Here is a 20,809-nt window from a genome sequence, read left to right on the forward strand (position 1 = left end):
CAGACCGATCTGAACAGCCGGCAAATGACACGGGCCACGAGAAGAGGCGGCGATGCGGGACCAGACGCCGTGTCAGGCGTCGACCGGCCGGCCGTCCTCGGTCGGCGGCGCGATGTGGTCGACGTACTCCTCGAGAGTCGGCTCGTCGACCCGCACGCGGACCGAGATTTCGCCGAGTTCGTCGGGCTCGCCCACCGAGAAGTTCACGCGATCCTCGAAGGCGGCCTGCTTTTTCAGCGCGAAGGAGAAGGTGTCACCCTCGCGGTTCGCGAAGAACTCCCCACGGGCGGTGTCGAGGATTTCCTGACGGTGGAGCAGATCCGAGAAGTGATCGAGCGCGTGGGCCTCGCCTCTCACCTCGCCGAACTCCTCCGCTATGTCGGCGGTGGGGAAAATGTTCGCTACGGCGTCGATCACGCGGCTCGTGACCTCCGTGTCGTAGACCGGTGCCGTGATCTCGACGTCGACGCGGTAAACCTCGCTCATGGTTCCAGTTCCGGATCCGCGGGTTTCCCGTCGTCGATTCCCTCCCGGATGATCGACCGAATCCGCTCGCGGAACGCCTCGAGCGAGTCGGTGTTCTCGACGACCACGTCGGCCCGCTCCATCGCGTCGTCCATCCCGAAGCCGCGCTCGCGCTCGTCGCGGGCGGCCAGCCCCTCGCCGCCGTCTTCCTCGCTCGCGTCTCGGCCGCGGTCATCGATCCGCTCGGCGCGGAGCTCGAAGGGGGCCTCGATGCTGACCAGCGTAAACGCGTCGCCGAACTCCTCCTCGAAGACGTCGACCTCTACGTCCGAGCGGAGGCCGTCGACCAGCACCGTCTCGTGGTTCTCGAGTCGATCCTCGATCATCGGCAGCGACCGCTGGGCGATCGCCGCCGGGCCGTTCTCCTCGCGCAGCGCCTGCGCGACCGTGCCGTGATCCTTCGCGGGATCGAGGCCGCGATCGGCCGTCTCCTGGCGGACGACGTCGCCCATCGTCACCACCGGGATCCCGTCCTCGCGTGCGACGGTGGCGGCCTCGCCCTTGCCGCTCCCGGGGAGTCCCACCGTTCCGATGACGTGCATCGAGGGAACGTACCGGCGAGACGTGCATAAGCGCTGTTGTTCGCCAGTCGTCCAGCGCCTCCGCCGCGTCGGCTTCGATCGCCGCTCTCCACCCCCTCGAGTCGTCACTCCCGTTCCTGTACAACGGTTTTAGGGCAGTCTTTGCGCCGTTGCAGTCCCGACGATGGAGCCCGTTCGCGACGGCATCGGTGTAATCGTCTCTCTGCGGACGAGATCAGCGCGATTCGCCTGGGTCAGACGAGTCCGCTTATGGGTGTGCTATTCCTCCCTCCTCGTGGCCAAAAGCATCGATCTGGTCGCTCTCGCCAACCTCAAACGTTCGAATTCGAAACGAGTGACTCAAATCCTGACTGATACGCGAAACGGACTCTCGCCGTTATATGCCAGTCCGTTGCGGGCTCGAGTGCCGCACTATGACAGACAAACGAATCACCAGGCGTCGACTCACGGCCGGACTTAGCACCGGACTGATCGCCGCAGTGGCGGGCTGTTCGGGCGGTGGCGGCTCCGAAGACGACTCCTCGAGCGACGGTTCGGACGACTCGAGCGGCGATACCGGCGGCACCGACGGTCTCGAGTCCGACGACTCCGGGAGCAACGAGTCCGACACCGGTGGCATGGGCAACGAGTCCGACACCGGTGGCATGGGCAACGAGTCCACCAACGAGACGAACGAAACCACGACCGATCCGACCACCAACGAGTCGGGCACCGACAACGAGAGCGGCGACGATTCGGAGGTCGAGTTCTGACGCCGGTCACGATCACCGCTCACGCCGTTCAGGGACGCTTCTCTTTTCTCCGCGGCCGGTCGGTATCGGGTACACTGTCTCGCGACGCTCTGCGTTCTGTACTAGTGAGTGGAGCGGGCTGTGGCCCGAAATCCACACCGCTTATGCCGTTCCGTCGTGGATTCGGACTCGAGGGCACGTAGCTCAGTCCGGAAAGAGCGTCGGACTTCTAATCCGACGGTCGTGGGTTCAAATCCCATCGTGCCCGTTCTTCCACAGGACGGTCAGATTCGATAGACAACGTGGGGGTCGGGGTTTATTTCACGCCGTTTGTGAATCGTGTTCGTCATTGCGCTAGACGGGGCTCAATTCTGTCTGGCGATTCCGGATGATACGATGTGATGCTGCGCCATAATACTTCGATCAGCCTGCGAGAACGCGATTGGGAAAATTATCCCCGATGGCTGTGTTGTAGAGGACTAGAGTAATCTCGTCACAGTGAGATTGAACCGCGAAAAACGAATGTTGGACTGCTTATCCGTCGTATTCGTAGGAAGTGATGACGTTATCACTCCCGTCGTACGTTCCAATCACTTGGATCGTTCCTGCACCGGTACAATTCACCTCTGCCGTAGCCCCTGCATTAGCAGCTAAGGAGGGGTCGGTAGATGCGCCGCAATCACTGGCGTTAATACTAAGACTATCAGCCCGTTCTACAGAGTTCACTGTAATAGTGACATTATCACTTGATGTATTCTCACTAAACTGAAGTCCGGCCTGTGCGTTCGCGCTCTGACCCTGACCCATGTCAAGGACGAACGCTGCAATCACGGCCGCAAGAATAACCGTAATTGCAACCATGAGGATTACGCCGATCACGGGCGATACGGCTCTCTCTTCTTCGGTACCTACCAGCTTGCTGCTGTAGTCTTTTAAATCCATTTTGGTATTATGATTATGGTTCGTAATCGTAGGTCGTAATGACGTTCTCACTACCGTCGTACGTCCCGATCACCTGGATCGTCCCTGACTCATTACAGTGGACGGTTTTTGTAGCACCAGCACTGGTACCAAGGGCAGTGACATTATCGCTGGTGCCTTGCTGACAGCCTGCCTGCTGAATGTCCAGCGAATCGGCACGTTCCACTGAGTTAACTGTGACATCCACACTATTTGATCCTTGATCAAACTGAATCCCGGCCTGGGCATTCGCACTCTGACCTTGCCCCATGTCAAGGACGAACGCAGCAATGACAGCCGCGAGAATGACGGTAATCGCAACCATCAGTATCACGCCAATAACGGGTGACACTGCGCGTTCATCATCTGTACCAACCAATTTCTTGCTGTAGTTTTTCAAGTCCATATTTGGCTCTTGTTCATCGACACCGGGCGTGAACGGTGAGAAAGCTTATTTACAGCCTCGGTGAACCGAGGCCTGCGGATCGGGGGATTGGAACCAACCTTGCCTCCCCGCTTTCTCGAGCCGTCATCGTCCGGCGTTACCAGCAACGAGTGAACCCCTCCCATATATACTTAAGGGAAGGTTAGAGTCACGAATATTGATAGCGCTTTCATACCTGATAATCAGCGGGTGCTATCCCGGTTCCAGCAACCGCTTGAAACGGTGCAGTCTTGCGGTTTTCTTGTTGCTTCGCGAAGCGATATGGATTTTACAGTTCAGGCGAAGTCTTTCTCATGCTAATCGACAATATGCTCGTGAGCGAACGAAATCTCGCGCGTACCTACCCGATAACAGGTGTAGATACCTGACCATCGGTCGAAGAACATCTCTATGCGAATACGAATAGCGGAGTCGATCGCGATGAACTGGTAGCGTGGTGACTGTATCAGTCGCACCAGAAGACCAGTCAGTCGCGAGTCGATCTCGCTGGACGACAGTCCGATCCCTTTCATTACTCAGTGGCTGACATCTCAATACGAATCGGTTCATGCGTCTGTGAAATCGCCGGCTCGAACTGAGGCATGAACGGTTGTCAGGTCGGTGTGGGAGTAGCCGGTCGTGCTCCTGCTCGCCTGACCCGGTTACCGGATCCGACGGCAGCCGAAAGTAATCGGTGTCTGATCAGTTCCGATACACTAATGTCGGCCACTAACGGTATATAGACCGTCGGCAGAGCCGATCAATGGCATCACAGGGGATCGGGGGACGCACCGATCATCGCCACGCACGCACGACGATCGCCATCCCCGCTGCCGACTGTGTACACCCTTTCCTGACACCCCACTCGTTCGATAGCGGCCGGTACGGCTCTCGAGTCGTCGCTCGCCCGGACGTAAAGCGGCAGCCGCCGTTGCGGGCTACCCTTTCAGGCCGACGATACAACCGTCGCCGACCATTCGGCCCGATCATGGACGAGACGAGCACCTACACCGGACCCGACGCGCCGTCGGTACCGGATACGTTCGCCGACCAGGCGCGTCGACGAGCGGAGACCGAGCGTGCGGCCGTCGAGTGGGCCGTCGGCGAACTCGAGTCGCTGATCGCCGCCGAGAGCGTCGATCTCGAGCCGCTGCTCGAGTACTCGCGCCGGAGTCGCGAGAGCATGCCGGACCGGCACGTGCGAGCCTACGAGGCGATGGCCGAGACGTTCGACGTCGACCCCGACGTGTACGAAGCGTACGCGTTCGCGTACAGCGACCTCTGTGACGAACTGGCCGACGAGCCGGCGGCCGATCCCTCGCGCGGGTGTACGAACGCGCTCGTCTCACCGCCCCGGACCGCCCGCGAGGGACCGCTCGTGCTCAAGAACCGCGACATCGCGGGACGGGGCGTCCGGCCCAAATCGATCATCGAGCAGCCGTCGATCGACGACTATCACGGCTTTCTCACGGTCGACACCTGCGGGACGATCATGTGCTACAAGGGAGTCAACGATCAGGGGCTGGTCGCGGCCAACACCTACATCGACGCCAACAGGGACGACGTCGAGCCCGAAGCGCAGTACCGGAACGGCACCGTCGTCCGGCGGGTGCTCGAGGAGTGCGCCACCGTCGACGAGGCTCGCGAACTGCTCGCGTCGATCCCGACGCGGCAGTTGATGGCGCAGACGCTGTTTCTGGCCGACGGAGACGAGGCCGCGTTGCTCGAGGTGAACCCCCTCGAAGAACGTATCGCGGTCGACGACGACGGCGGCGTCGTCCGAACGAACCACTTCGTGCTGTCGCGTTCGGACGCGACGGAGAGTTCGCGATGCCGGCGGAAGCGGGCAGCGGAACTGCTCGCAGACGTGGGTGACGAGATCGACCGCGAGTACCTCTGGCGGATCGCGCGGGATCACGCACACGGACCCGGAAACGACTCGATCTGTCGGCATCCCGAACCGGAGACCGACGAACACGCCTTCGGTCAGTTGACGACCGCGAGCGCGGCGGTGTTCGAGGGCGGTTCGCCGACGGTCGAGTTCGCGATGGGCAACCCCTGCGGGACCGAGGCGGCGCGGTGGTCGTTCGGCGACGAGATACCGAGCCCCCTTCGGACGGGCGGGCAGTGGCTCGAGCGGCGTCGATCGGACCGCGACGGCTCGCCGGTTCGGTAGCCACCGATCGTCCCGCCGCGGCCGGCCCCTCGAGTCGGAACCGTTGAGTGGTTGGCACGACGAGCCGACAGGTATGCGTAGTCGACTGTGGCTCCTCGTCGCCGATCCCGCGGCGTTTTTCGAGACCGCGTCGCCGTCTGCAGCGGCGTCGGCCGGCGTGCTCGCGGCTGTCGCGTTCACCTGTCTCGGGGTGTTCGGGCCGGTCCTCTCGCTACTCCGGTCCCCGATGATCCCCGACGAGGCGGTCTTCGACGCGTTTCCGCCGATCCGATACGCCACCGCCGACTGGGGCGTCTCCCTGCCCGGCGTCGTCGGCGTCCTTCTCGCGGTGCTGCTCGTCGGACCGATGCTGGTCTGGCTCGCGTTTACGGCGCTGTTTTACCTGCTCTCGTGGCCGGTCGCGGACGAACGTGGATTCGGCAACACCGCCGCGCTCGTCGCCTGGGGGTTCGCGCCGCAACTGGTCGCGAACGTCGTCGCGGTCGCCGTCCTCGCGGTCGCCTTCCCGGCGAACCCGACGGAGATCTGGAGACTCGGCGTGACGGTGCCCGCTCGAATCTACGCGTTCCCGCCCTCGTTCGATCCGCTGTTCGCCGCGGTGGCCGCCGTCGGCGTCGGCTGTACGCTCTGGTCGGGCTACCTCTGGGCTCACGCCCTCGCGGTCGCCCGCGGGCTGACGCTCCGTCAGGGAATCGCCGTCGTCATCGTTCCGACGGTACTCGCCCTCGGGCCGATCTAGATCCGTCAGACGCGGCGTGCTCGAGGTCGGCCTCGAGTCGGTCGGCGGCACGGAGTCGGAGCCGCTTCGCGCGACGGCCGGTGATCCGCGAGTCGGTCGCGCGGTCGGCGAGCGGGTCGTACGCCGAGGGCGTGAACCCGAGCCCGCGCAGATAGCGGCGGACTTCCGAGTCGTCGAGACCGTCGCGGATGGCCGCGTCGGTGATCGACTCGACGGCGTCGAAGGCGGGGAGGTGGACCGGTTCGCCAGCCGCGTTCGAATCGATGATCGCGTCCGACTCCGTGGGGCTGCCGGAATCGTCGACGACCGTCCCGCGGGTGTCCGCGCGAGTGACGACCGAACGTACCTCCGCTGCGAGTCGGAGTACCTGACTCGGCAGCGCCGCGTCGGGCGAGCGCCACTCAACCGTCGGCATCGCTTTTCGCAGTCGGACCGGGTTCCAGACCGCGTCGTAGGGCTCAAACTCGTCGTCGAACGTCTCCGGGTCGACGCCGCGCTCTATCGCGCGTTCGCGAAACGACCGATAGGCGTCCTCGAGCCGCCGCTCCCACTCGGCGACGCTGTCGACGTATGGTTGGAGCTGTCCCTGTTCGGGACAGGCCTCGTAACACGAGCGTCGGTAGAGGAACGGGCGGGCGCACTCGAGGATGCGTTCGCCGTGGTAGTGCGACGAGCTGTTGACCAGCGAGAAGGCCGGGTCGATCGCGGTCAGGGCGTTGAGCTGGGCGGCGACGTTCGACTGCTCGAAGTGGACGTGCGTTCCGGCACAGACGCGGGCGTCGTCGAAGGCCGGTCCGACGATCCGGCGCTGGAGGTCGGTGCTCTCTTTCTCGCGGTAGGGGATCTCGTCGGGGGAGGCGTACAGCGGCGTTGCGAGCGGGACGAGCCGCTTGTCTCGCTCGCGTGCCGCGTCGACGACGCGGCCGATCCGGCCGCGGAGCTCCTCGCGGAGCTCGATCATCGATTCGCAGGGGGTTGTCTTGATCTCGAGCATCGGCTCGACGAACTCCGGATCGACCTGATCCGAAACGTCGAGCAGTGTATCGGGTGCGACCAGATCGCCGTCCGTATCGACGACCCAGTACTCCACCTCGAGGCTGGTGTTCATGGATGAGTCTGTCGGAGCGTAGTGAATGGCCCTCGAGCAAGCCGTCACCGGGCCGTGACTGGCGAACGGAGGTCGGCGATTGAACGCCGATCGGGTAATCGCCACCGCGCCGTCCACCGATCGTTCTCCTGTGGATACGGTCGTAGGCTCGACTTACGCGAAGGGGTTGAGCCTGCGCGCGCAGGCCGTGACAGCCAGTTACAGTGTGAGCGGGCCGCGTTCCCCGAACGTCGCCGTTTTCTGATCCGGTTCCACTGGCGGTCTCCAGGCCACTGACACCAGTGTTACGTGGTTGCTTCGGGGTTGCTGCTAGATTGATATCTCTGCGGTAACATAGTGTAACTACATGAGCGACGAAACGACTGCGGACGATGCGAGCGTAATCGTTGTCGGCGGCGGCCCCGCCGGACTGAGTGCGGCGCTGTTCACCGCGAAGAACGGCCTCGAGACGACGGTCTTCGACAGCGACGGGACGTGGATGCACAAAGCGCACCTGTTCAACTACCTCGGGATCGGTTCGGTCGGCGGCAGCGAGTTCATGACGACGGCCCGCCAGCAGGTCGACGACTTCGGTGCCGACCGCCGGCAGGACGAGGAAGTGACCGCAGTCGACGAGTCCGGCGACGGCTTCGCAGTCGAAACCGACGAGGGCAGCTACGAGGCCGACTACGTCGTGCTCGCGACGGGCGCGAACCGCGACCTCGCCGAGGAACTGGGCTGCGAGCTGACCGAGGAAGGACCCGTCGAGGTCGGCGTCTCGATGGAGACGAGCGTCGACGGCGCCTACGCGACCGGCGCGATGGTTCGCGCCGAGGAGTGGCAGGCCGCCATCGCCGTCGGCGACGGGGCCGCCGCAGCACTCAACATCCTTTCGAGCGTAAAAGGCGAACACTTCCACGACTTCGACGTTCCCGCGGACGCCGAGCGCGTCTTCGGGGAGCACCTCGCGGAGTAGTCGCGGCGACGACCACGACCGATCGAATCGGTCCCGAATCGACCTGACTCACCATGTCTAACGAACCCACCAATCCAGTCACGCCGGAACTGCCCGACAGCCCCGTCCACGCGACGGGTACCGACCACATCACCATCTGGGGGAGCAACGAGGCCGATACGATCGAGTTCTACCGCGATCTGCTCGGCATGCCGCTGGTACTCCGCCAGCCGAACCTGGACGACCCCTCGCAGACCCACCTGTTCTTCGATACGGGCGACGGGCGCATCCTGACCTTCTTCGTCAGCGACGACCGCCCGTCGAATCAGCGCGGCCAGCGCGGCGGGATCGGATCCGTTCACCACCTCTGTTTCAGCATCGATCCCGACGAGTACGAGGACACGATGGACGCCCTCGAGGAGGCCGGCTACCACTACAACGTCTTCGACCGGGGCATCTTCCACTCGATCTACACTCGCGACAACAACGGGCTGGTGATCGAGCTCTCGACGGACAAGTACGAGATCCCCGACGACCGCCGCGGCGAGGTACTGGCGAAGGCCCAGGAGCTCCGCGAGGCAGACGGTGCGGAGTACGCCAAAGACGAGCACCTCCGCGAGGCAATCGAGGCCGTCGGCCTCGAGGTCGTCAAACACGACCTGCCCGACGCCAGCGCCGGCGTCGGTGGTGTCGAATGAGCGCCGGCGCCGACGTGGACGGCCCCCATCAGGGGCAGCAGCTCGTCACCGGCGGCACCGACCTCGAAGACGCCGAGGCGGCGCTCGTGCTCACCCACGGCCGCGGAGCGACGGCTCGAGGGATGATCCAGCTTGCAGACGAGGTGCATCGAGAGGGTGTCGCCTTCCTCGCGCCGCAGGCGGCCCGCCGGACCTGGTATCCGAACTCGTTTCTCGCACCCGTAGAGCGCAACGAGCCCGGCCGATCGTCGGGCCTGCAGGCGATCGGCGACGCCATCGAGCGGGCCAACGTCGCCGGGATCCCGACGGAGCGCGTCATGCTCGTCGGCTTCTCGCAGGGCGGCTGTCTCGCCAGCGAGTATCTCGCGCGCAACCCGCGCCGGTACGGCGGTCTCGCGGCCCTCAGCGGCGGGCTGATCGGCGAGGAACTCGACGACGAGTATCCCGGCGACCTCGAGGCGACCCCTGTTTTCCTCGGCTGTAGCGACGTCGACCCGCACATCCCCGAGGAGCGGGTCCACGACACGGCCGACGTCTTCGAATCGATGAACGCCGACGTGACCGAACGGCTCTACGAGGGGATGGGCCACGGCGTCAACGAGGACGAACTCGAGTTCGTCTCCGGGATGGTCGCCGACCTACTCGACTGACTCGGATCGGCGCGCACGCTCGAGGTTCAGACCGGCCATCTCGATCGACGGCTGTCAGCGGCACGATCTCCTGTTCCGCTCGATTTCCACTCACGGTGGCGCGCGCTGCATCGCGGTGAGCCACTGGCGTGTGAAAACCAAAATCGAGCGAAAAAGACGAGACGTCAGGGGTTGCCGAGAGCGGACTCGAGCGGTTACTCCGGCTTCAGGCCGCCGTCCTGAACGCGCATGACGGCCTCGCCGTCGGCGAGGTTCGGCGCGTCGACCAGTTTGACGATCCGCTTGTCGCCCTTGGACTTGCGCAGGTAGATCCGGAAGGTCGACTTGTGGCCCAGAATGTTGCCACCGATCGGCTGGGTCGGGTCGCCGAAGAACGAGTCGGGGTTCGACGCGACCTGATTCGTCACGATGACGGCGCAGTTGTAGAGGTTCCCAACCTTGTCCAGATCGTGGAGGTGCTTGTTGAGCTTCTGCTGGCGGTCCGCGAGTTCACCCCGGCCGACGTACTCGGCGCGGAAGTGGGCGGTCAGCGAGTCCACACAGAGCAGCCGAACGGGGTACTCCGAGTCCTCGTGTTCGCCCGCGAGTTCCTTGGCCTTCTCGGCGAGCAGCATCTGGTGGTTCGAGTTGAACGCCTTCGCGACGTGAATCTTCTCGAGGACGTCCTCGACGAGTTCGTCGACCGCGTCCTCGTCGTCGGCCGAGCCCTCGATCTCGCGGTCCTCGAGTGTCGCGTTGATGGCCTCGTCGGACAGCCCCCGAACCATGTCGTCGATCCGCTCGGGCCGGAAGGTGTCCTCGCTGTCCACGAAGATGGCGCTGCCGTGGAGGCCGCCGACTTCCTGGGGAAGCTGGACGTTGACGGCCATCTGGTGGGTAACCTGGGACTTGCCGGCTCCGAACTCGCCGTAGACTTCGGTGATCGACTGGGTCTCGATCCCGCCGCCGAGCAGGTCGTCGACCTCGTCGATGTGCCAGCGTAGCTTGCCGATCTCGTTTCGTCGCTCGAGGACGGTCGACCCGGTCTCGAAGCCGCCGATGTCGGCCGCGTCTCGGGCGGCGCGGACGATGTCCGACGCGGTGGACTCGCCGACGTCAGCCGTGTTCGACAGTTCGGACGGCGAGGCGACCGCCAGACTCTGGAAGGAGTCGAAGCCTGCGTCGTGGAGTTTGTCTGCCGTTGCCGGTCCGACGCCGGGGAGCGTCTCGAGATCTGCTTCGGGCATACTCCTCCGTAGTGCCGGACCCCCCATAAAGCCTCGTTTACAGGGAAGTGAAAGTGAAAGTGCCGGAGGGCGGCGGGAGAGTTCGGAGAGACAGTCTCGGACTTCGAAATGAAGGGGACGACAGCGATGCGAGGGCGGCCGCGAGCGAGGGCAAAGCGAGTTCAGCGGTCCCGGTCGCCGGTATCCCACTCGAGGCAGCGGAGCCGTCCGTCGTCGCTCCCGACGAAGAGTCGGCCGGGCGCGACCGCGGGCGTCCCCGCGATGGCGTCGTCGGCGCGGACGTTCCAGATCGGTTCGGCGTCGTCGACGTCGATTCCGTAGAGGGAGCCGCTGTCGTCGCCGACGCAGAGCACGTCGCCGACGACGACCGGACAGGAGCGGACCGGCCCGTCGAGTTCGATCCCCGTCCGCGAGAACAGCCAGCCGCGGAGTTTGCGCCGGCCGACGGTCGTGTCCGTGACGTGGACGTAGCCGTCGGCGGCCCCGACGAACGTCGTCTCCGCGGCCGCGAGGACGGTCGGTGACGTGGTGAACGCGGCCCCGATCTCGTAAGTGAACCACGTCTGCCCGGTGGCGGCGTCCAGCGCGAGCAGCGTCCCCGCGTCGTCGGCGACGTAGACTCGGTCCTCCGCGACGGTCGGTCCGACCGCGACCGCGCCGGCGGCGGGTGCGGTCCAGACCTCCTCGCCCGTCTCGGCCTCGAGCGCGAGCACCGTTCCGGCCGCGGTTCCCGCGAACGCCCGCTCGTCGATCCACCGCTGATCGGGTTGCTGCCGGTCGTCCGCGAGCAAGTCCGCATCAGCCGACTCCGAGAGCGGGGTCCGTGACGGTTGTGACGGGTCGTACTCCCGGCCGTCGGCGAGCGCCGGTCGGCCGACCACCGCCGACTCGGTCTCGTGGGTCCAGAGCTCCTCGCCCGTCTCGACCTCGAGCGCGGACAGTCCGACGGCGTGCCCGGCGTAGAGTCGGCCCTCGGAGAGCGACAGCGCAGACTCGAGATCCCCCGGAAGGTCGGCCTGCCATTCCTCGTCGCCGGTAGCTGGATCGAGCGCGCGGACGGTCCCGCCGGAAGTTCCCAGATAGAGCCGATCGCGGGTGACAACCGGCGTCGCTTCGGCCGCCGCCGTCGTCTCGACCGTCCACCGGCGGCGGCCCGTCTCGGCCTCGAGCGCGTAGCAGTTGCCGCCGTCCGTCCCGACGTAGACGGTATCGCGGTCGCAGACCGGCGATCCCGGCCGCCCAGCGAGGTCGGCCGTCCAGGTCTCGGTGACTCGGGACGGTCCCTCGAGGTCGCGCCGGAGCCCCGCGTTCGTCGGTCCGCCCTTGTGCTGGTTCCAGTCGGTCACTACGTGCGGCTACCGACCGAACCGGTATAACAGTGGGTGGAGACACCGTCCCCGCTCGAAGGGATGTCCAATACGGGAAAAGAACGTGTCACTCCCATCCAATCGACCGCAGGCTGTGGCGCGCGCTGGTGGTGGGCCGAGCGTCAGCGAGGACGACCACAGACACCGTGCGAGGGTCGAGCGAACGCCGAACGGCGGGAGCGAGTCGGTTGGGGAGGGCGTGGCCAACCCGTGTGTCCACGATAGCAGAACGCTTCGATTCACATCGTCTCGTTCGATCCGACTGTGATATTCACGCACCTACCGAACGGACGTCCGCGAGCTACCCGCTTCCGGACGCCGAATTGACTACCGACTCGTGATCGACCTGTGACTCACCGAAGGAAGGGAGAGCGGCAGGAGAAGGGGGAGCAACTGGTGTATGGCGCAGTTGTGATGATGTGGCTTCGATGGGTCCCTGCCGCGTACTTCGTCGTATGCGCCGAACCGCAATACCGGTGTTCCCAACACGATTTGGAAGTCCGCCGGTCGGGCCTAAACGCGAATACGGACAGCGCTCGCCGACCCGCTACTCCCAGGGGTGCGTGCCGCGCTCGCTGGGCCAGAGCGGATACCAGTACTCCTTCTCGCTCTCGATCTCGAGTTCGCCGTCCAAGGCCGACTCGAGGGTGAACTCCGCGCTCGAGTCGCGTTCCCGACCGCCTCGCGGGACGAACGGATAGAAGCGGCCGCGCCGGAAGGAGTAGATCCAGTACGCGGTGCCATCGCGGTCTCGATACGCGAACACCGCCGCCAGCAGCCGCGAACCGTAGCCGTGCTCGATGAACGTGTCGGCGGCGAAGTGCATGCTCGTGATCAGATCCTCGGGATCGTCGTCCTCGAGGACGACCCAGTGATAGCCGTGATCGTCCGCCGTGACCGAGAACTCGGTGCCCGTTTCCTCCTGGCCGGCCTCGAGGATCGCCTCGACCTCGTCGACGGCGTCCCGGAAGTCCCTCGAGTCGACGCCGGAGAAACAGAGCGCGCCGACGTCGATCGATTCGTAGCCCAGATCGGCCTCCATCGTGAGGTAGGCGGTGCTCATCCCGAAGAGGTCGTCGGGGTCGGCGTCGCGTCCGGCGTCGGTCTCGGCGCGCGAACCGAGGATGGCCCGGAGTCCGTCGAGTAGTCCCATAGATCCTGTGAGGGGGCTGATCCCTTAGAAGGTCTGCATCTCGCGCTCGAGTTCCCGGAGCTGCTCGACCCGCCGCTCCGTTGGGGGATGGGTCGAGAAGAGCCGGCCGATGACGCCGGACTTGATCGGGATGATGAAGAAGGCGTTCATCTCGGCTTCCTCGCGGAGGTCGTCTTTCGGGACCTTGTCCATCTCGCCCGAGATCTTCAGCAGCGCCGAGGCGAGCGCGGAGGGGTTGCCGGTGATGGCTGCAGCCCCGCGGTCGGCGGCGTACTCGCGGTACCGGGAGAGCGCCCGGATCAGCAGATAGCTGATGATCCAGACGACCAGCGAGACGAGGATGGCGACGATTATCCCGCCGCCGCCACCTTCACGGCCGCGGCCGTGCCCGCCGCCGAAGAACGCGCCCCAGCGGACCATCATGAACGCGATCGTCGAGAGGAACGACGCGATGGTCATCACCATCATGTCGCGGTTCTTCACGTGGGCGAGTTCGTGGGCCAGCACGCCGTCGAGTTCGTCCTGATCGAGCGTTCGCAGGATTCCCGTCGTCACGCAGACGGCGGCGTTCTTCTGGTTTCGTCCCGTCGCGAAGGCGTTGGGGACCTTCGAGTCAACGACCGCCACCTTCGGCTTCGGGAGATCGGCCTGCTGGGAGAGTCGCTCGATCGAGGCGTGGAGTTGCGGATACTCGTCAGCCGAGACTTTCTTCGCGCCCATGCTCTTCAGCGTGAGCGTGTCGCTGAAGTAGTACTGTACGAGCGAGAAGCCGCCGAAGAACAGCGCGAAGACGAGCAGTCCGCCGCCGACGTAGGCCGTGATCACGCCGGCGAAGACGATGTACAGCGCGAACAGCAGGAACATTGTCACGAACATTCGCGCGCGCAATCCCCAATCCGCCTGCCAGTTCATACCTGAATTGAGGGGCTCCGACGAAATAAGTGCCCTGTTGGGACGCTCGAGCGGAAATGACGAGGCGTGGCAATCTCCCGCATCGAGTCCATCGAGTCGAACCAGTACGGAGAGCAACTGTTTTCAGACCCACCCTCGAGTGTCAGTGCAGACGGAGCGAAAGACAGTGAGCAACGAGACCGAACCGGAGTCATCGCTAGAGGTGGCGGTTGCCGATGCACTCGAACGAGGGGACGGCACCGACCTCGCAGCACTCGTTCGTTCCCTGCCGTCGGCTCCGACCGAGACGCGCAAGACGTGCGTGCGGCGACTGAAAGACGCCGTCGCCCACGATCCGACGGTCGTGGAACCGGCGCTCGAACGGTGCGAAGACCTCCTTACGGACGGCGAGCGCTCGGTCCGCCTGACGACGGCGAAACTGTTCGTCGCGGTCGCCGAGCGCGATCCGGATGCGGTCGTTCCGATCGCTCCGGCGCTCTCGAGCCGACTTGCCGACGAAGACGAGTTCTATTACGTCCGGGCTCGGTCGGCGGAAGCGCTGGGATACCTCGCGCTCGAAAATCCAGCTGTCGCCGCCTCACCCGACGTGCTCGCCGACCTCCGTGTCGGCCTCTCGTTCGACGAACCGGAGGTCAGAGAGAAGTTAGCCAAGGCGCTCGAGTTCGTCGCACGAGGGGACCCGGGACGGCTCCGACACCACGTCGCGAGCCTCTCGGACCATCTCGACGACGAGAACGACCGCGTACGGTACCATCTCTGTACGGCGCTCGCCGTCGTCGGCTGCGAGTATCCGGAACCACTCGTCGACGGTCGGGCGGCGCTTTTGGCTCGCCTCTCCGACGAAAACGGCTTCGTCCGTGGCCGCGCCGCCGAAGCACTCGGGTTACTCGCGCGAGCGGACGGACGGGGCGCTACCGCTGTCGGAACTCGAGGCGATGAGCGAGGACGACCGGCCGTTCGTGACGAAGCGAGCCACCTTCGCGCTCGACGCCGTCGATGAGGGAACGACGGGAGACGAGATGTCCGACGGGGTAGGTACCCTCGACGCAGTCGGCGAATCGAGCGACGGAATCGCCGAGGAGATTACCGCATCCGGTGACGATGCCGAGTGTCCACTCTGTGGCGTTTCGCTCCCGGTGGAAGATCCACCGATGTGTCCGAACTGCGGCGCACCGTTCTGATCGACCGGTTTTGTCCGACCTCGAACACTATGGGGGGAGATTCGACCGATGGCAGCGCGTCTGCATCCCGTGATCGCTATCACTAACTACGAACGTGATCTCGACGTCATCCTGACGCGCAGCGGTCCGGAACGGCCACGTTCACGCGCAGGGGGACGCGTTCAGGGCCCCGTAGGTGAACCGATCAGTGCCGGAGTGGTTCTCGATTTGATATCAGTTCGCCGGGCTTCCTGAACCCCTTCGTTTCGCATGGAGACCGCGGGACGCGGTCACGTCTGACGGACCCGATTCCGACGATGTCTGACATATGTCTGACTGAAAGCAGCCCGGACGACCCCTCCGTTTCGCGTAGAACAACGCGACCGTCACGAACGGGAACCGATCACGACCCGCGAGCGAAACGGCTCGGGGTTCGTAGACGAGGAAGCAAAGTACGACGGGCAGAGCGGGCCCCTTAACTCCGCGAAGTCCCAATCGGGAGCAATGAGTGAGTCGCGTGCGTTCTGTCCCCGGTGCGGGGACGCGGTACCCGAGCGATCCGCGAGCGACGCGAACGATCCGTTGCGACCCGGCGCGGAGGTCGAACTCTGCGATTCGTGTTACTTCGAGGACTTCGACTTCGTGGACGCGCCGGATCGGATCGACGTTCGCGTCTGTTCGCGCTGCGGCGCGGTCCACCGAGGGAAGCGGTGGGTCGACGTCGGCGCGGAGGACTACACGGACATCGCGATCGAGGAGGTCAGCGAGGCGCTGGGCGTCCACGTCGACGTCGAGGACGTCGCCTGGCAGATCGACCCCGAGCAGGTCGACCAGAACACGATCAGGATGCACTGTTACTTCACGGGCGTCGTGCGCGGGACGCCGGTCGACGAGCAGGTGACGGTGCCGGTCAAGATCGCCCGCCAGACCTGTACCCGCTGTGGCCGGATCGCCGGCGACTACTACGCCAGCATCGTCCAGATCCGCGCCGAGGACCGCACCCCGACGACCGAGGAGACCGAGCGCGCCGAGGAGATCGCGAACCGAATCGTCGCCGATATGGAGGAAACCGGCGACCGCAACGCCTTCGTGACCGAAACCAGCGAGACCCCCGACGGGCTGAACATCAAGATCTCGACCAACAAGATCGGCAAGAAGATCGCGAACAAGATGATCGAGGAGTTCGGCGGCACCGTCAACGACGCCGAGACCCTCGTCACGGAGGACGAGGACGGCAACGAGGTCTACCGGGTCACCTTCGCCGTCCGCCTCCCACCGTACACGCCCGGCGACGTCATCGACCTCGAAGACGACGGCGGTCCAGTCATCGTCCGCAGTGCCCGCGGCAACCTCAAGGGCGTCCGCGCGACGACCGGCGAGCGCTACGAGGCGAGCTACGAGGAGGGGAACTCGCCCGAGGCGCGCAGACTCGGCACGCTCGAGGACGCCGTCGAGACGACGGTCGTCACCGTCGAGGACGACAATGCCGTGCAGGTGCTCGACCCCGAGACCTATCAGGCGAAGACAGTCGCGCGGCCGGACTACTTCGATCCGGACGCCGAGACCGTACCCGTGCTGAAGAGTCGCGCCGGACTGCACGTTCTGCCCGACGAGCGCGATGACTGAGGACGGAGAGGCGGACGATCGATCGGCGAACGCGGTGGACCGCGGACTCGAGCCCGCGGCCGACGACGTCCTCGAGCGAGCGGAGGCCGACGCCCCGCTGGCCGCGATCGTCGAGAAACCCCGTGCGGAGACGGCCATCGAGTCGTTGCGCGCCGAGGGCGTCTACGACGACACGCGCCGCGTGCGCGAAAACGGGGCCGACAGGGTCGCGCTCCCGGTCACCGAACCGCCGGCCGAGACGGCGGTCCTCGAGGTCGTTCGCCAGCTCGAGCCCGAACCCCGAAACCCGGCTCTGGAGGGCCTGCTGGCCGAGCGGGGCTGGAGCGAGGCGGCCCTCGAGTCCGCACCCGGCTCCTGGGCGGTGATCGGCTCGGTGATCCTCGTGACGGTGCCCGAAAACTGTCCCGACGAGACCGAACTGGGCGAAGCCCTACTCGAGGTACACGGCGAGGCCGACAGCGTGCTGGCCGACGAGGGGATCGCGAACGACGGCGCGGCCGGCACCCACCGCGAGCCCCGCACCCGGCTCATCGCCGGCCAGCGAGACACGGAGACGATTCACACGGAACACGGAACCAGATACGGGCTCGATCCCGCGAGGGTGATGTTCTCGCCCGGCAACCAGGCCGAGCGCGCCCGCATGGGCGAGATCGCGAGCGACGACGAGCACGTCTTCGACATGTTCGCCGGCATCGGCTACTTCACCCTCCCGATGGCGCGGGCCGGCTCGCGGGTGACCGCGACCGAGATTAACCCGACCGCGTTCCGCTACCTGCTCGAGAACGCCGTGCTCAACGACGTCGGCGACCGGGTCGACGCCTACATGACCGACTGCCGCGACCTCGCGGGCGACCTCGAGGCCGACCGCGTCGTCATGGGTTACTACGGCAGTTCGGACTCGGCCGGGACTGCGGCGGCAGACGAGGCGGCGGACCACGGCACGCGCACCAACGAGGCGGCCGACTTCCTCCCGGCCGCCCTCGAGGCGCTCTCCCCCGGCGGCGTCGTCCACTACCACGAGGCGACGCCCGAATCGTTGCTGTGGGACCGGCCGATAGAACGCCTCGAAGCGGCCGCCGACGAGGCCGGACGGGGACTCGAGGTACTCGAGAAACGACGGGTGAAAAGCCACAGTGCGGGCGTCGCGCACGTCGTGATCGACGCGCGGTTCGAGTAGGCGACGCTGGCTCGTTCCGACGGCGGCGCGCTCTCGTCGTGAAATTGATACTCCAGCAGCCACTGCCTGGGAGTATGAACAGGAATCAGCTCATCGCCCTCCTCTTCGCGTTCCTCATGATCTCTTCAGTGGTCGCCTATAGCGCGACGGCGTTCCTCTAGAGCGGGTCGCCGACCGCGAGCGATCAGCCGTCCGTGTCCCAGACGTCCGCGAGCGGGCTCGAGCGCGACGAGCGCTGCGATCGGCGCGACCGCGACGATCCACCGCCAGTACTCTGTCGACTGCTGGACCCGGTCCCGCTCGAGCTGCCGTTCGTTCCCGCGTTCGTCCGCGCGCTCGAACTCGAGGCGTCGCCCAGCGCCGCCTGCGGCTCGAACGGCGGGAGGTCGGGCTGGCTCATCCGGTCGACCTGTTCCTCGAACCAGTCGGGCATGTCCGTCCGGGCGCGCTCGAAGCAGTCCAGCAGGCTCGAATCGGCCAGATACGTCGCGCCGTAGTCGTCGGGCGCGCGGACGACCCGGCCGCAGGCCTGGATCACCGTGCGGAGCGTGGTCCGGTAGTACCACGCCCACTGGCCCTCCTCGAGCCGGTGGGCCACCCGCGAGTCGCCGGTGTTGAGAAACGGCGCTTTGCAGATGACCTGCCAGCGACAGAGGTCGCCCTTGAGGTCCAAGGCCTCCTCCATCTTCACCGAGAGGAAGACGTCGGGGTCGTCGCTGGCCTTCCAGGCCTCGAGGGCGGCGTCGCGGCCGTCGCGGTCGTGGGTCCGGATCCGGTCGCCGACGCCGAAGTCGTCGAGGAGATCGGCGAGTCGCTCCTGAATGCTGTAGGAGTGAGCGTGGATCAGCCCCTTCTCGTCGGCGTGGCGGGCCATCAGCCGGACGATCGTGCGAGCGATCTTCGGCGTCGTCTCCGACCGCTCCTCGTAGGTCATCTTCCCCTGCGTCACGTCGTACAACGGCCGGTTCTCGACGGGGAAGGTGTGCTCGACGTCGACCAGCGCGACGGTGTCGGGCTCGAGGCCGACCTGCCGGCAGAAGGCGTCCTTGTTCAGAATCGTCGCCGAGAGGAGCGCGAACTTGTTGCCCCGGTCCCAGACGGTGTGCTGGAGGTACTTCTCGGGGTTCATCGGCTTGATCGTCAGCGGACCACCCGGGGGATCGTCGCCGTCACCGCCGTCGCCAGCGTCGCTAGAACGCGGTTCGGACTGGTCGACCAGCCACGTCGTCGGGCTCTCCGGGTCGCGGAAGTCCGAGACGAACCACTCGAGTTCGCCGATGAGTTCCTGCAACCGGTCGCGCTCGCGCACTTCGCCGGGCGAGAGGGAGTCCTGTGCGAGGAGGTCGTCCTTCCGGCGTTCGCAGGTCCCTGCCAGATTCTCGGCGTAGCGGACGGCGCGCTCGATCGAGTCGACCTCGGGGACCCGGAGGTCGTCCCAGAACGGGACGGTCCGCGGTCCCAGTTGAATGGTCGCGTACATCTCGGCCCACTCGGCGAGGCCGTGGGCCTCGTCGACGACCACGACGTCGCGTTTGCGGAAGACCTCGCTGCCGGCGGTCTGCATGAAGTAGGCGAGCGTCATCGCCGCGATTTCGCGGTTCGAGGCGATCGCCCGGTCCGAGAAGTACGGACACCGGTGTTTGACCGAACAGTCGTACCCCCGCTCGCGCACGCAGGGGGCCTGGTTGACCGGCGTATTTCGCTCGTCGGGTAGAATACAGGTGTAGTTCGACTTCCCGCGGATGACGTTGAGGTCGGCAAGCAGGTCGTCGGCCGCCACGTCGTCCAACTGCGAGACCTGCGGCGTCGTGTAGTACGCGCCCGTGGCGTCGCTGGGGTCGCCCTCGTCCGCTCGGCGGGCACAGCCGGCCACGGCGCGAGCCAGCAGGGACTTGCCGCTCCCCGTCGGCGCGCGCACGAGGACGACGTCGTTGCCGGCCGCGAAGGCGTCGCGGATGTCGCGGAGGGCCTGCTCCTGTGCCCCGCGGTAGCTCGGCGCGGGGAACGCCTCGAAGATCCGCTCGGGATTCACCGTTCGATGCAGGGAGCGGCCGCATCCTAAACCCTGCGGACCGTCGCGTCGGATGCGACTCGAGCGATTCGCGCGCGGGCCGAAACGGCGCCGAAACCGCCGGCTACCACGCGGTATCGACCGCATACCCGGTATCTCAGTCCGGTAGCCGACCGATTACAAATACGAAATCCGCCGTCGCACTGACGTGCGGAAGGGTCGCTCAGCGGTAGAGCACCGCGGTGCCACCTGGTTCCGCGGCGGCATTTCGCCCCGTGGCGTTCGAATCCCACCCCTTCCGCTCGCGGCCGCGGTCCGCTGCGATCGCGTCGTGCCTACGCTCGTCGCGGCCGACCGCGCCGCCCGTCACATCGCCTCCACTCCCCGACTTCCGTCATTTTTCCGGTCCGGTTCGGCACCTCGAGGTTATGGCGTCCGATACCGCGAGGTCTCCCCGTCGACCCGCTCGAGTCGCTCGACGTCTTCGGCGGTCGGGTGATCCGGGATCGCCTCGATGCACGGATAGCACAGCAGGTGCGACGTGCCGTCCTCGAGTTCCAGCGTCATCGCGGTCCCGACGGTGCCGGCGTCGGTGCCGAACGACCAGAGGTTCGCGATCCCGCCCGAAACCGTGACCGTCCGGCCGCAGCCGTCACAGGAGGTCTTCGACATACGCGAGCGTGGGTTCCA

The 20,809-nt window shown here is 65.6% G+C and carries 21 protein-coding genes and 2 tRNA genes; 12 read left to right on the forward strand and 11 right to left on the reverse strand.

Annotated features, from left to right (window positions below; translation table 11 throughout):
- Positions 1–72: 72 nt before the first annotated feature.
- Together NDO75_RS13865 and NDO75_RS13870 are read right to left on the reverse strand one after the other, a co-directional pair.
- Positions 73–486, reverse strand: a complete 414-nt coding sequence (locus tag NDO75_RS13865; protein WP_310907048.1) for an RNA-binding domain-containing protein — start codon at positions 484–486, stop codon at positions 73–75.
- Positions 483–1,067 (reverse strand): AAA family ATPase, encoded by a 585-nt coding sequence (locus NDO75_RS13870; RefSeq protein WP_310907049.1) that lies wholly within the window; start codon positions 1,065–1,067, stop codon positions 483–485. The genes NDO75_RS13865 and NDO75_RS13870 overlap by 4 nt, the downstream gene beginning before the upstream one ends.
- 413 nt (positions 1,068–1,480) lie before the next feature.
- Between NDO75_RS13870 and NDO75_RS13875 the strand changes: the two genes are divergently transcribed.
- Entirely contained in the window at positions 1,481–1,819 is a 339-nt protein-coding gene (locus tag NDO75_RS13875; RefSeq protein WP_310907051.1) for a hypothetical protein, read from the forward strand.
- A 172-nt stretch (positions 1,820–1,991) separates the two neighbouring features.
- Positions 1,992–2,066: transfer RNA gene (locus tag NDO75_RS13880), tRNA-Arg, on the forward strand.
- 266 nt (positions 2,067–2,332) lie between these two features.
- Here the strand turns inward: NDO75_RS13880 and NDO75_RS13885 are convergent.
- Both NDO75_RS13885 and NDO75_RS13890 read right to left on the reverse strand, forming a co-directional pair.
- Positions 2,333–2,740, reverse strand: a complete 408-nt coding sequence (locus NDO75_RS13885) for a type IV pilin N-terminal domain-containing protein (RefSeq protein WP_310907052.1) — start codon at positions 2,738–2,740, stop codon at positions 2,333–2,335.
- 13 nt (positions 2,741–2,753) lie between these two features.
- The gene (locus NDO75_RS13890) at positions 2,754–3,164 is read right to left on the reverse strand and encodes a type IV pilin N-terminal domain-containing protein (RefSeq protein ID WP_310907053.1); all 411 of its coding nucleotides are present in this window, start codon (positions 3,162–3,164) and stop codon (positions 2,754–2,756) included.
- Positions 3,165–4,170: 1,006 nt separating this feature from the next.
- Here NDO75_RS13890 and NDO75_RS13895 point away from each other — a divergent pair.
- Positions 4,171–5,358 carry a C45 family peptidase gene (locus NDO75_RS13895; RefSeq protein ID WP_310907054.1) on the forward strand — a complete coding sequence of 396 codons (1,188 nt, stop codon included), beginning with the start codon at positions 4,171–4,173 and terminating at the stop codon, positions 5,356–5,358.
- Positions 5,359–5,431: 73 nt separating this feature from the next.
- Positions 5,432–6,097 (forward strand): YIP1 family protein, encoded by a 666-nt coding sequence (locus tag NDO75_RS13900; RefSeq protein WP_310907055.1) that lies wholly within the window; start codon positions 5,432–5,434, stop codon positions 6,095–6,097.
- Here the strand turns inward: NDO75_RS13900 and NDO75_RS13905 are convergent.
- Positions 6,060–7,205, reverse strand: a complete 1,146-nt coding sequence (locus NDO75_RS13905) for a glutamate--cysteine ligase (RefSeq protein ID WP_310907056.1) — start codon at positions 7,203–7,205, stop codon at positions 6,060–6,062. The two genes, NDO75_RS13900 and NDO75_RS13905, sit on opposite strands and share 38 nt — an antisense overlap.
- A 346-nt stretch (positions 7,206–7,551) precedes the next feature.
- On the opposite strand from NDO75_RS13905, the gene NDO75_RS13910 reads away from it, so the two are divergent.
- Genes NDO75_RS13910 through NDO75_RS13920 form a run of 3 tightly spaced genes read left to right on the forward strand, consistent with a single transcriptional unit; the run spans position 7,552 to position 9,487 of the window.
- Positions 7,552–8,160 (forward strand): NAD(P)/FAD-dependent oxidoreductase, encoded by a 609-nt coding sequence (locus NDO75_RS13910; RefSeq protein ID WP_310907058.1) that lies wholly within the window; start codon positions 7,552–7,554, stop codon positions 8,158–8,160.
- Positions 8,161–8,213: 53 nt separating this feature from the next.
- Positions 8,214–8,837, forward strand: a complete 624-nt coding sequence (locus tag NDO75_RS13915; protein WP_310907059.1) for a VOC family protein — start codon at positions 8,214–8,216, stop codon at positions 8,835–8,837.
- Complete coding sequence (locus tag NDO75_RS13920; protein WP_310907061.1) at positions 8,834–9,487, forward strand: dienelactone hydrolase family protein; 654 nt, start codon at positions 8,834–8,836, stop codon at positions 9,485–9,487. The genes NDO75_RS13915 and NDO75_RS13920 overlap by 4 nt, the downstream gene beginning before the upstream one ends.
- A gap of 194 nt (positions 9,488–9,681) precedes the next feature.
- Here the strand turns inward: NDO75_RS13920 and radA are convergent, their stop codons facing one another.
- The 4 genes from radA to htpX all read right to left on the reverse strand — a co-directional run bounded on the left by radA (position 9,682) and on the right by htpX (position 14,145).
- Positions 9,682–10,713: a DNA repair and recombination protein RadA gene (gene radA / locus NDO75_RS13925; protein WP_310907062.1), complete on the reverse strand. Its 1,032-nt coding sequence runs from the start codon at positions 10,711–10,713 to the stop codon at positions 9,682–9,684.
- Positions 10,714–10,874: 161 nt separating this feature from the next.
- Positions 10,875–12,059 carry a PQQ-binding-like beta-propeller repeat protein gene (locus tag NDO75_RS13930; protein ID WP_310907063.1) on the reverse strand — a complete coding sequence of 395 codons (1,185 nt, stop codon included), beginning with the start codon at positions 12,057–12,059 and terminating at the stop codon, positions 10,875–10,877.
- Between the two features lie 568 nt (positions 12,060–12,627).
- Positions 12,628–13,233: a hypothetical protein gene (locus tag NDO75_RS13935; protein WP_310907064.1), complete on the reverse strand. Its 606-nt coding sequence runs from the start codon at positions 13,231–13,233 to the stop codon at positions 12,628–12,630.
- 24 nt (positions 13,234–13,257) lie between these two features.
- Positions 13,258–14,145 carry a zinc metalloprotease HtpX gene (htpX, locus tag NDO75_RS13940; protein ID WP_310907065.1) on the reverse strand — a complete coding sequence of 296 codons (888 nt, stop codon included), beginning with the start codon at positions 14,143–14,145 and terminating at the stop codon, positions 13,258–13,260.
- Between the two features lie 166 nt (positions 14,146–14,311).
- Here htpX and NDO75_RS13945 point away from each other — a divergent pair, with 166 nt between their 5' ends.
- The 4 genes from NDO75_RS13945 (at position 14,312) to NDO75_RS13960 (ending at position 18,108) form a co-directional block, all read left to right on the forward strand.
- Complete coding sequence (locus NDO75_RS13945; RefSeq protein ID WP_310907067.1) at positions 14,312–15,145, forward strand: HEAT repeat domain-containing protein; 834 nt, start codon at positions 14,312–14,314, stop codon at positions 15,143–15,145.
- Positions 15,081–15,326, forward strand: coding sequence for a hypothetical protein (locus tag NDO75_RS13950; RefSeq protein WP_310907069.1), 246 nt, complete (start codon positions 15,081–15,083; stop codon positions 15,324–15,326). The genes NDO75_RS13945 and NDO75_RS13950 overlap by 65 nt, the downstream gene beginning before the upstream one ends.
- A gap of 483 nt (positions 15,327–15,809) precedes the next feature.
- Positions 15,810–16,931: a 60S ribosomal export protein NMD3 gene (locus NDO75_RS13955; protein WP_310907071.1), complete on the forward strand. Its 1,122-nt coding sequence runs from the start codon at positions 15,810–15,812 to the stop codon at positions 16,929–16,931.
- On the forward strand, positions 16,924–18,108 hold the full coding sequence (locus NDO75_RS13960) for a class I SAM-dependent methyltransferase family protein (RefSeq protein ID WP_310907072.1): 1,185 nt from the start codon (positions 16,924–16,926) through the stop codon (positions 18,106–18,108). Before NDO75_RS13955 ends, NDO75_RS13960 begins: the two co-directional genes overlap by 8 nt.
- Positions 18,109–18,292: 184 nt before the next feature.
- Here NDO75_RS13960 and NDO75_RS13965 read toward each other — a convergent pair whose 3' ends face one another.
- Complete coding sequence (locus NDO75_RS13965; RefSeq protein WP_310907074.1) at positions 18,293–20,140, reverse strand: ATP-dependent DNA helicase; 1,848 nt, start codon at positions 20,138–20,140, stop codon at positions 18,293–18,295.
- A gap of 191 nt (positions 20,141–20,331) precedes the next feature.
- Between NDO75_RS13965 and NDO75_RS13970 the strand changes: the two genes are divergently transcribed.
- Positions 20,332–20,420, forward strand: a tRNA-Gly gene (locus NDO75_RS13970).
- A gap of 125 nt (positions 20,421–20,545) precedes the next feature.
- Here the strand turns inward: NDO75_RS13970 and NDO75_RS13975 are convergent.
- A complete protein-coding gene (locus NDO75_RS13975; RefSeq protein WP_310907075.1) occupies positions 20,546–20,791 on the reverse strand; it encodes a hypothetical protein in 246 nt (81 codons plus the stop codon).
- Positions 20,792–20,809: the final 18 nt, after the last annotated feature.

Source organism: Natrinema sp. 1APR25-10V2 (assembly GCF_031626495.1).
In the GTDB taxonomy this organism is placed as follows: domain Archaea; phylum Halobacteriota; class Halobacteria; order Halobacteriales; family Natrialbaceae; genus Natrinema.

Excerpts from the sequence above, each read along its gene's own strand:
- NDO75_RS13905 (WP_310907056.1), bottom strand. The coding sequence starts at position 7,205 with ATGAACACCAGCCTCGAGGTGGAGTACTGGGTCGTCGATACGGACGGC.
- NDO75_RS13875 (WP_310907051.1), top strand. The coding sequence starts at position 1,481 with ATGACAGACAAACGAATCACCAGGCGTCGACTCACGGCCGGACTTAGC.
- NDO75_RS13900 (WP_310907055.1), top strand. The coding sequence starts at position 5,432 with ATGCGTAGTCGACTGTGGCTCCTCGTCGCCGATCCCGCGGCGTTTTTC.
- NDO75_RS13865 (WP_310907048.1), bottom strand. The coding sequence starts at position 486 with ATGAGCGAGGTTTACCGCGTCGACGTCGAGATCACGGCACCGGTCTAC.
- NDO75_RS13885 (WP_310907052.1), bottom strand. The coding sequence starts at position 2,740 with ATGGATTTAAAAGACTACAGCAGCAAGCTGGTAGGTACCGAAGAAGAG.
- NDO75_RS13950 (WP_310907069.1), top strand. The coding sequence starts at position 15,081 with ATGAGCGAGGACGACCGGCCGTTCGTGACGAAGCGAGCCACCTTCGCG.
- NDO75_RS13870 (WP_310907049.1), bottom strand. The coding sequence starts at position 1,067 with ATGCACGTCATCGGAACGGTGGGACTCCCCGGGAGCGGCAAGGGCGAG.
- NDO75_RS13890 (WP_310907053.1), bottom strand. The coding sequence starts at position 3,164 with ATGGACTTGAAAAACTACAGCAAGAAATTGGTTGGTACAGATGATGAA.
- NDO75_RS13975 (WP_310907075.1), bottom strand. The coding sequence starts at position 20,791 with ATGTCGAAGACCTCCTGTGACGGCTGCGGCCGGACGGTCACGGTTTCG.
- NDO75_RS13910 (WP_310907058.1), top strand. The coding sequence starts at position 7,552 with ATGAGCGACGAAACGACTGCGGACGATGCGAGCGTAATCGTTGTCGGC.
- NDO75_RS13935 (WP_310907064.1), bottom strand. The coding sequence starts at position 13,233 with ATGGGACTACTCGACGGACTCCGGGCCATCCTCGGTTCGCGCGCCGAG.
- htpX (WP_310907065.1), bottom strand. The coding sequence starts at position 14,145 with ATGAACTGGCAGGCGGATTGGGGATTGCGCGCGCGAATGTTCGTGACA.
- NDO75_RS13960 (WP_310907072.1), top strand. The coding sequence starts at position 16,924 with ATGACTGAGGACGGAGAGGCGGACGATCGATCGGCGAACGCGGTGGAC.
- NDO75_RS13955 (WP_310907071.1), top strand. The coding sequence starts at position 15,810 with ATGAGTGAGTCGCGTGCGTTCTGTCCCCGGTGCGGGGACGCGGTACCC.
- radA (WP_310907062.1), bottom strand. The coding sequence starts at position 10,713 with ATGCCCGAAGCAGATCTCGAGACGCTCCCCGGCGTCGGACCGGCAACG.
- NDO75_RS13915 (WP_310907059.1), top strand. The coding sequence starts at position 8,214 with ATGTCTAACGAACCCACCAATCCAGTCACGCCGGAACTGCCCGACAGC.
- NDO75_RS13920 (WP_310907061.1), top strand. The coding sequence starts at position 8,834 with ATGAGCGCCGGCGCCGACGTGGACGGCCCCCATCAGGGGCAGCAGCTC.
- NDO75_RS13895 (WP_310907054.1), top strand. The coding sequence starts at position 4,171 with ATGGACGAGACGAGCACCTACACCGGACCCGACGCGCCGTCGGTACCG.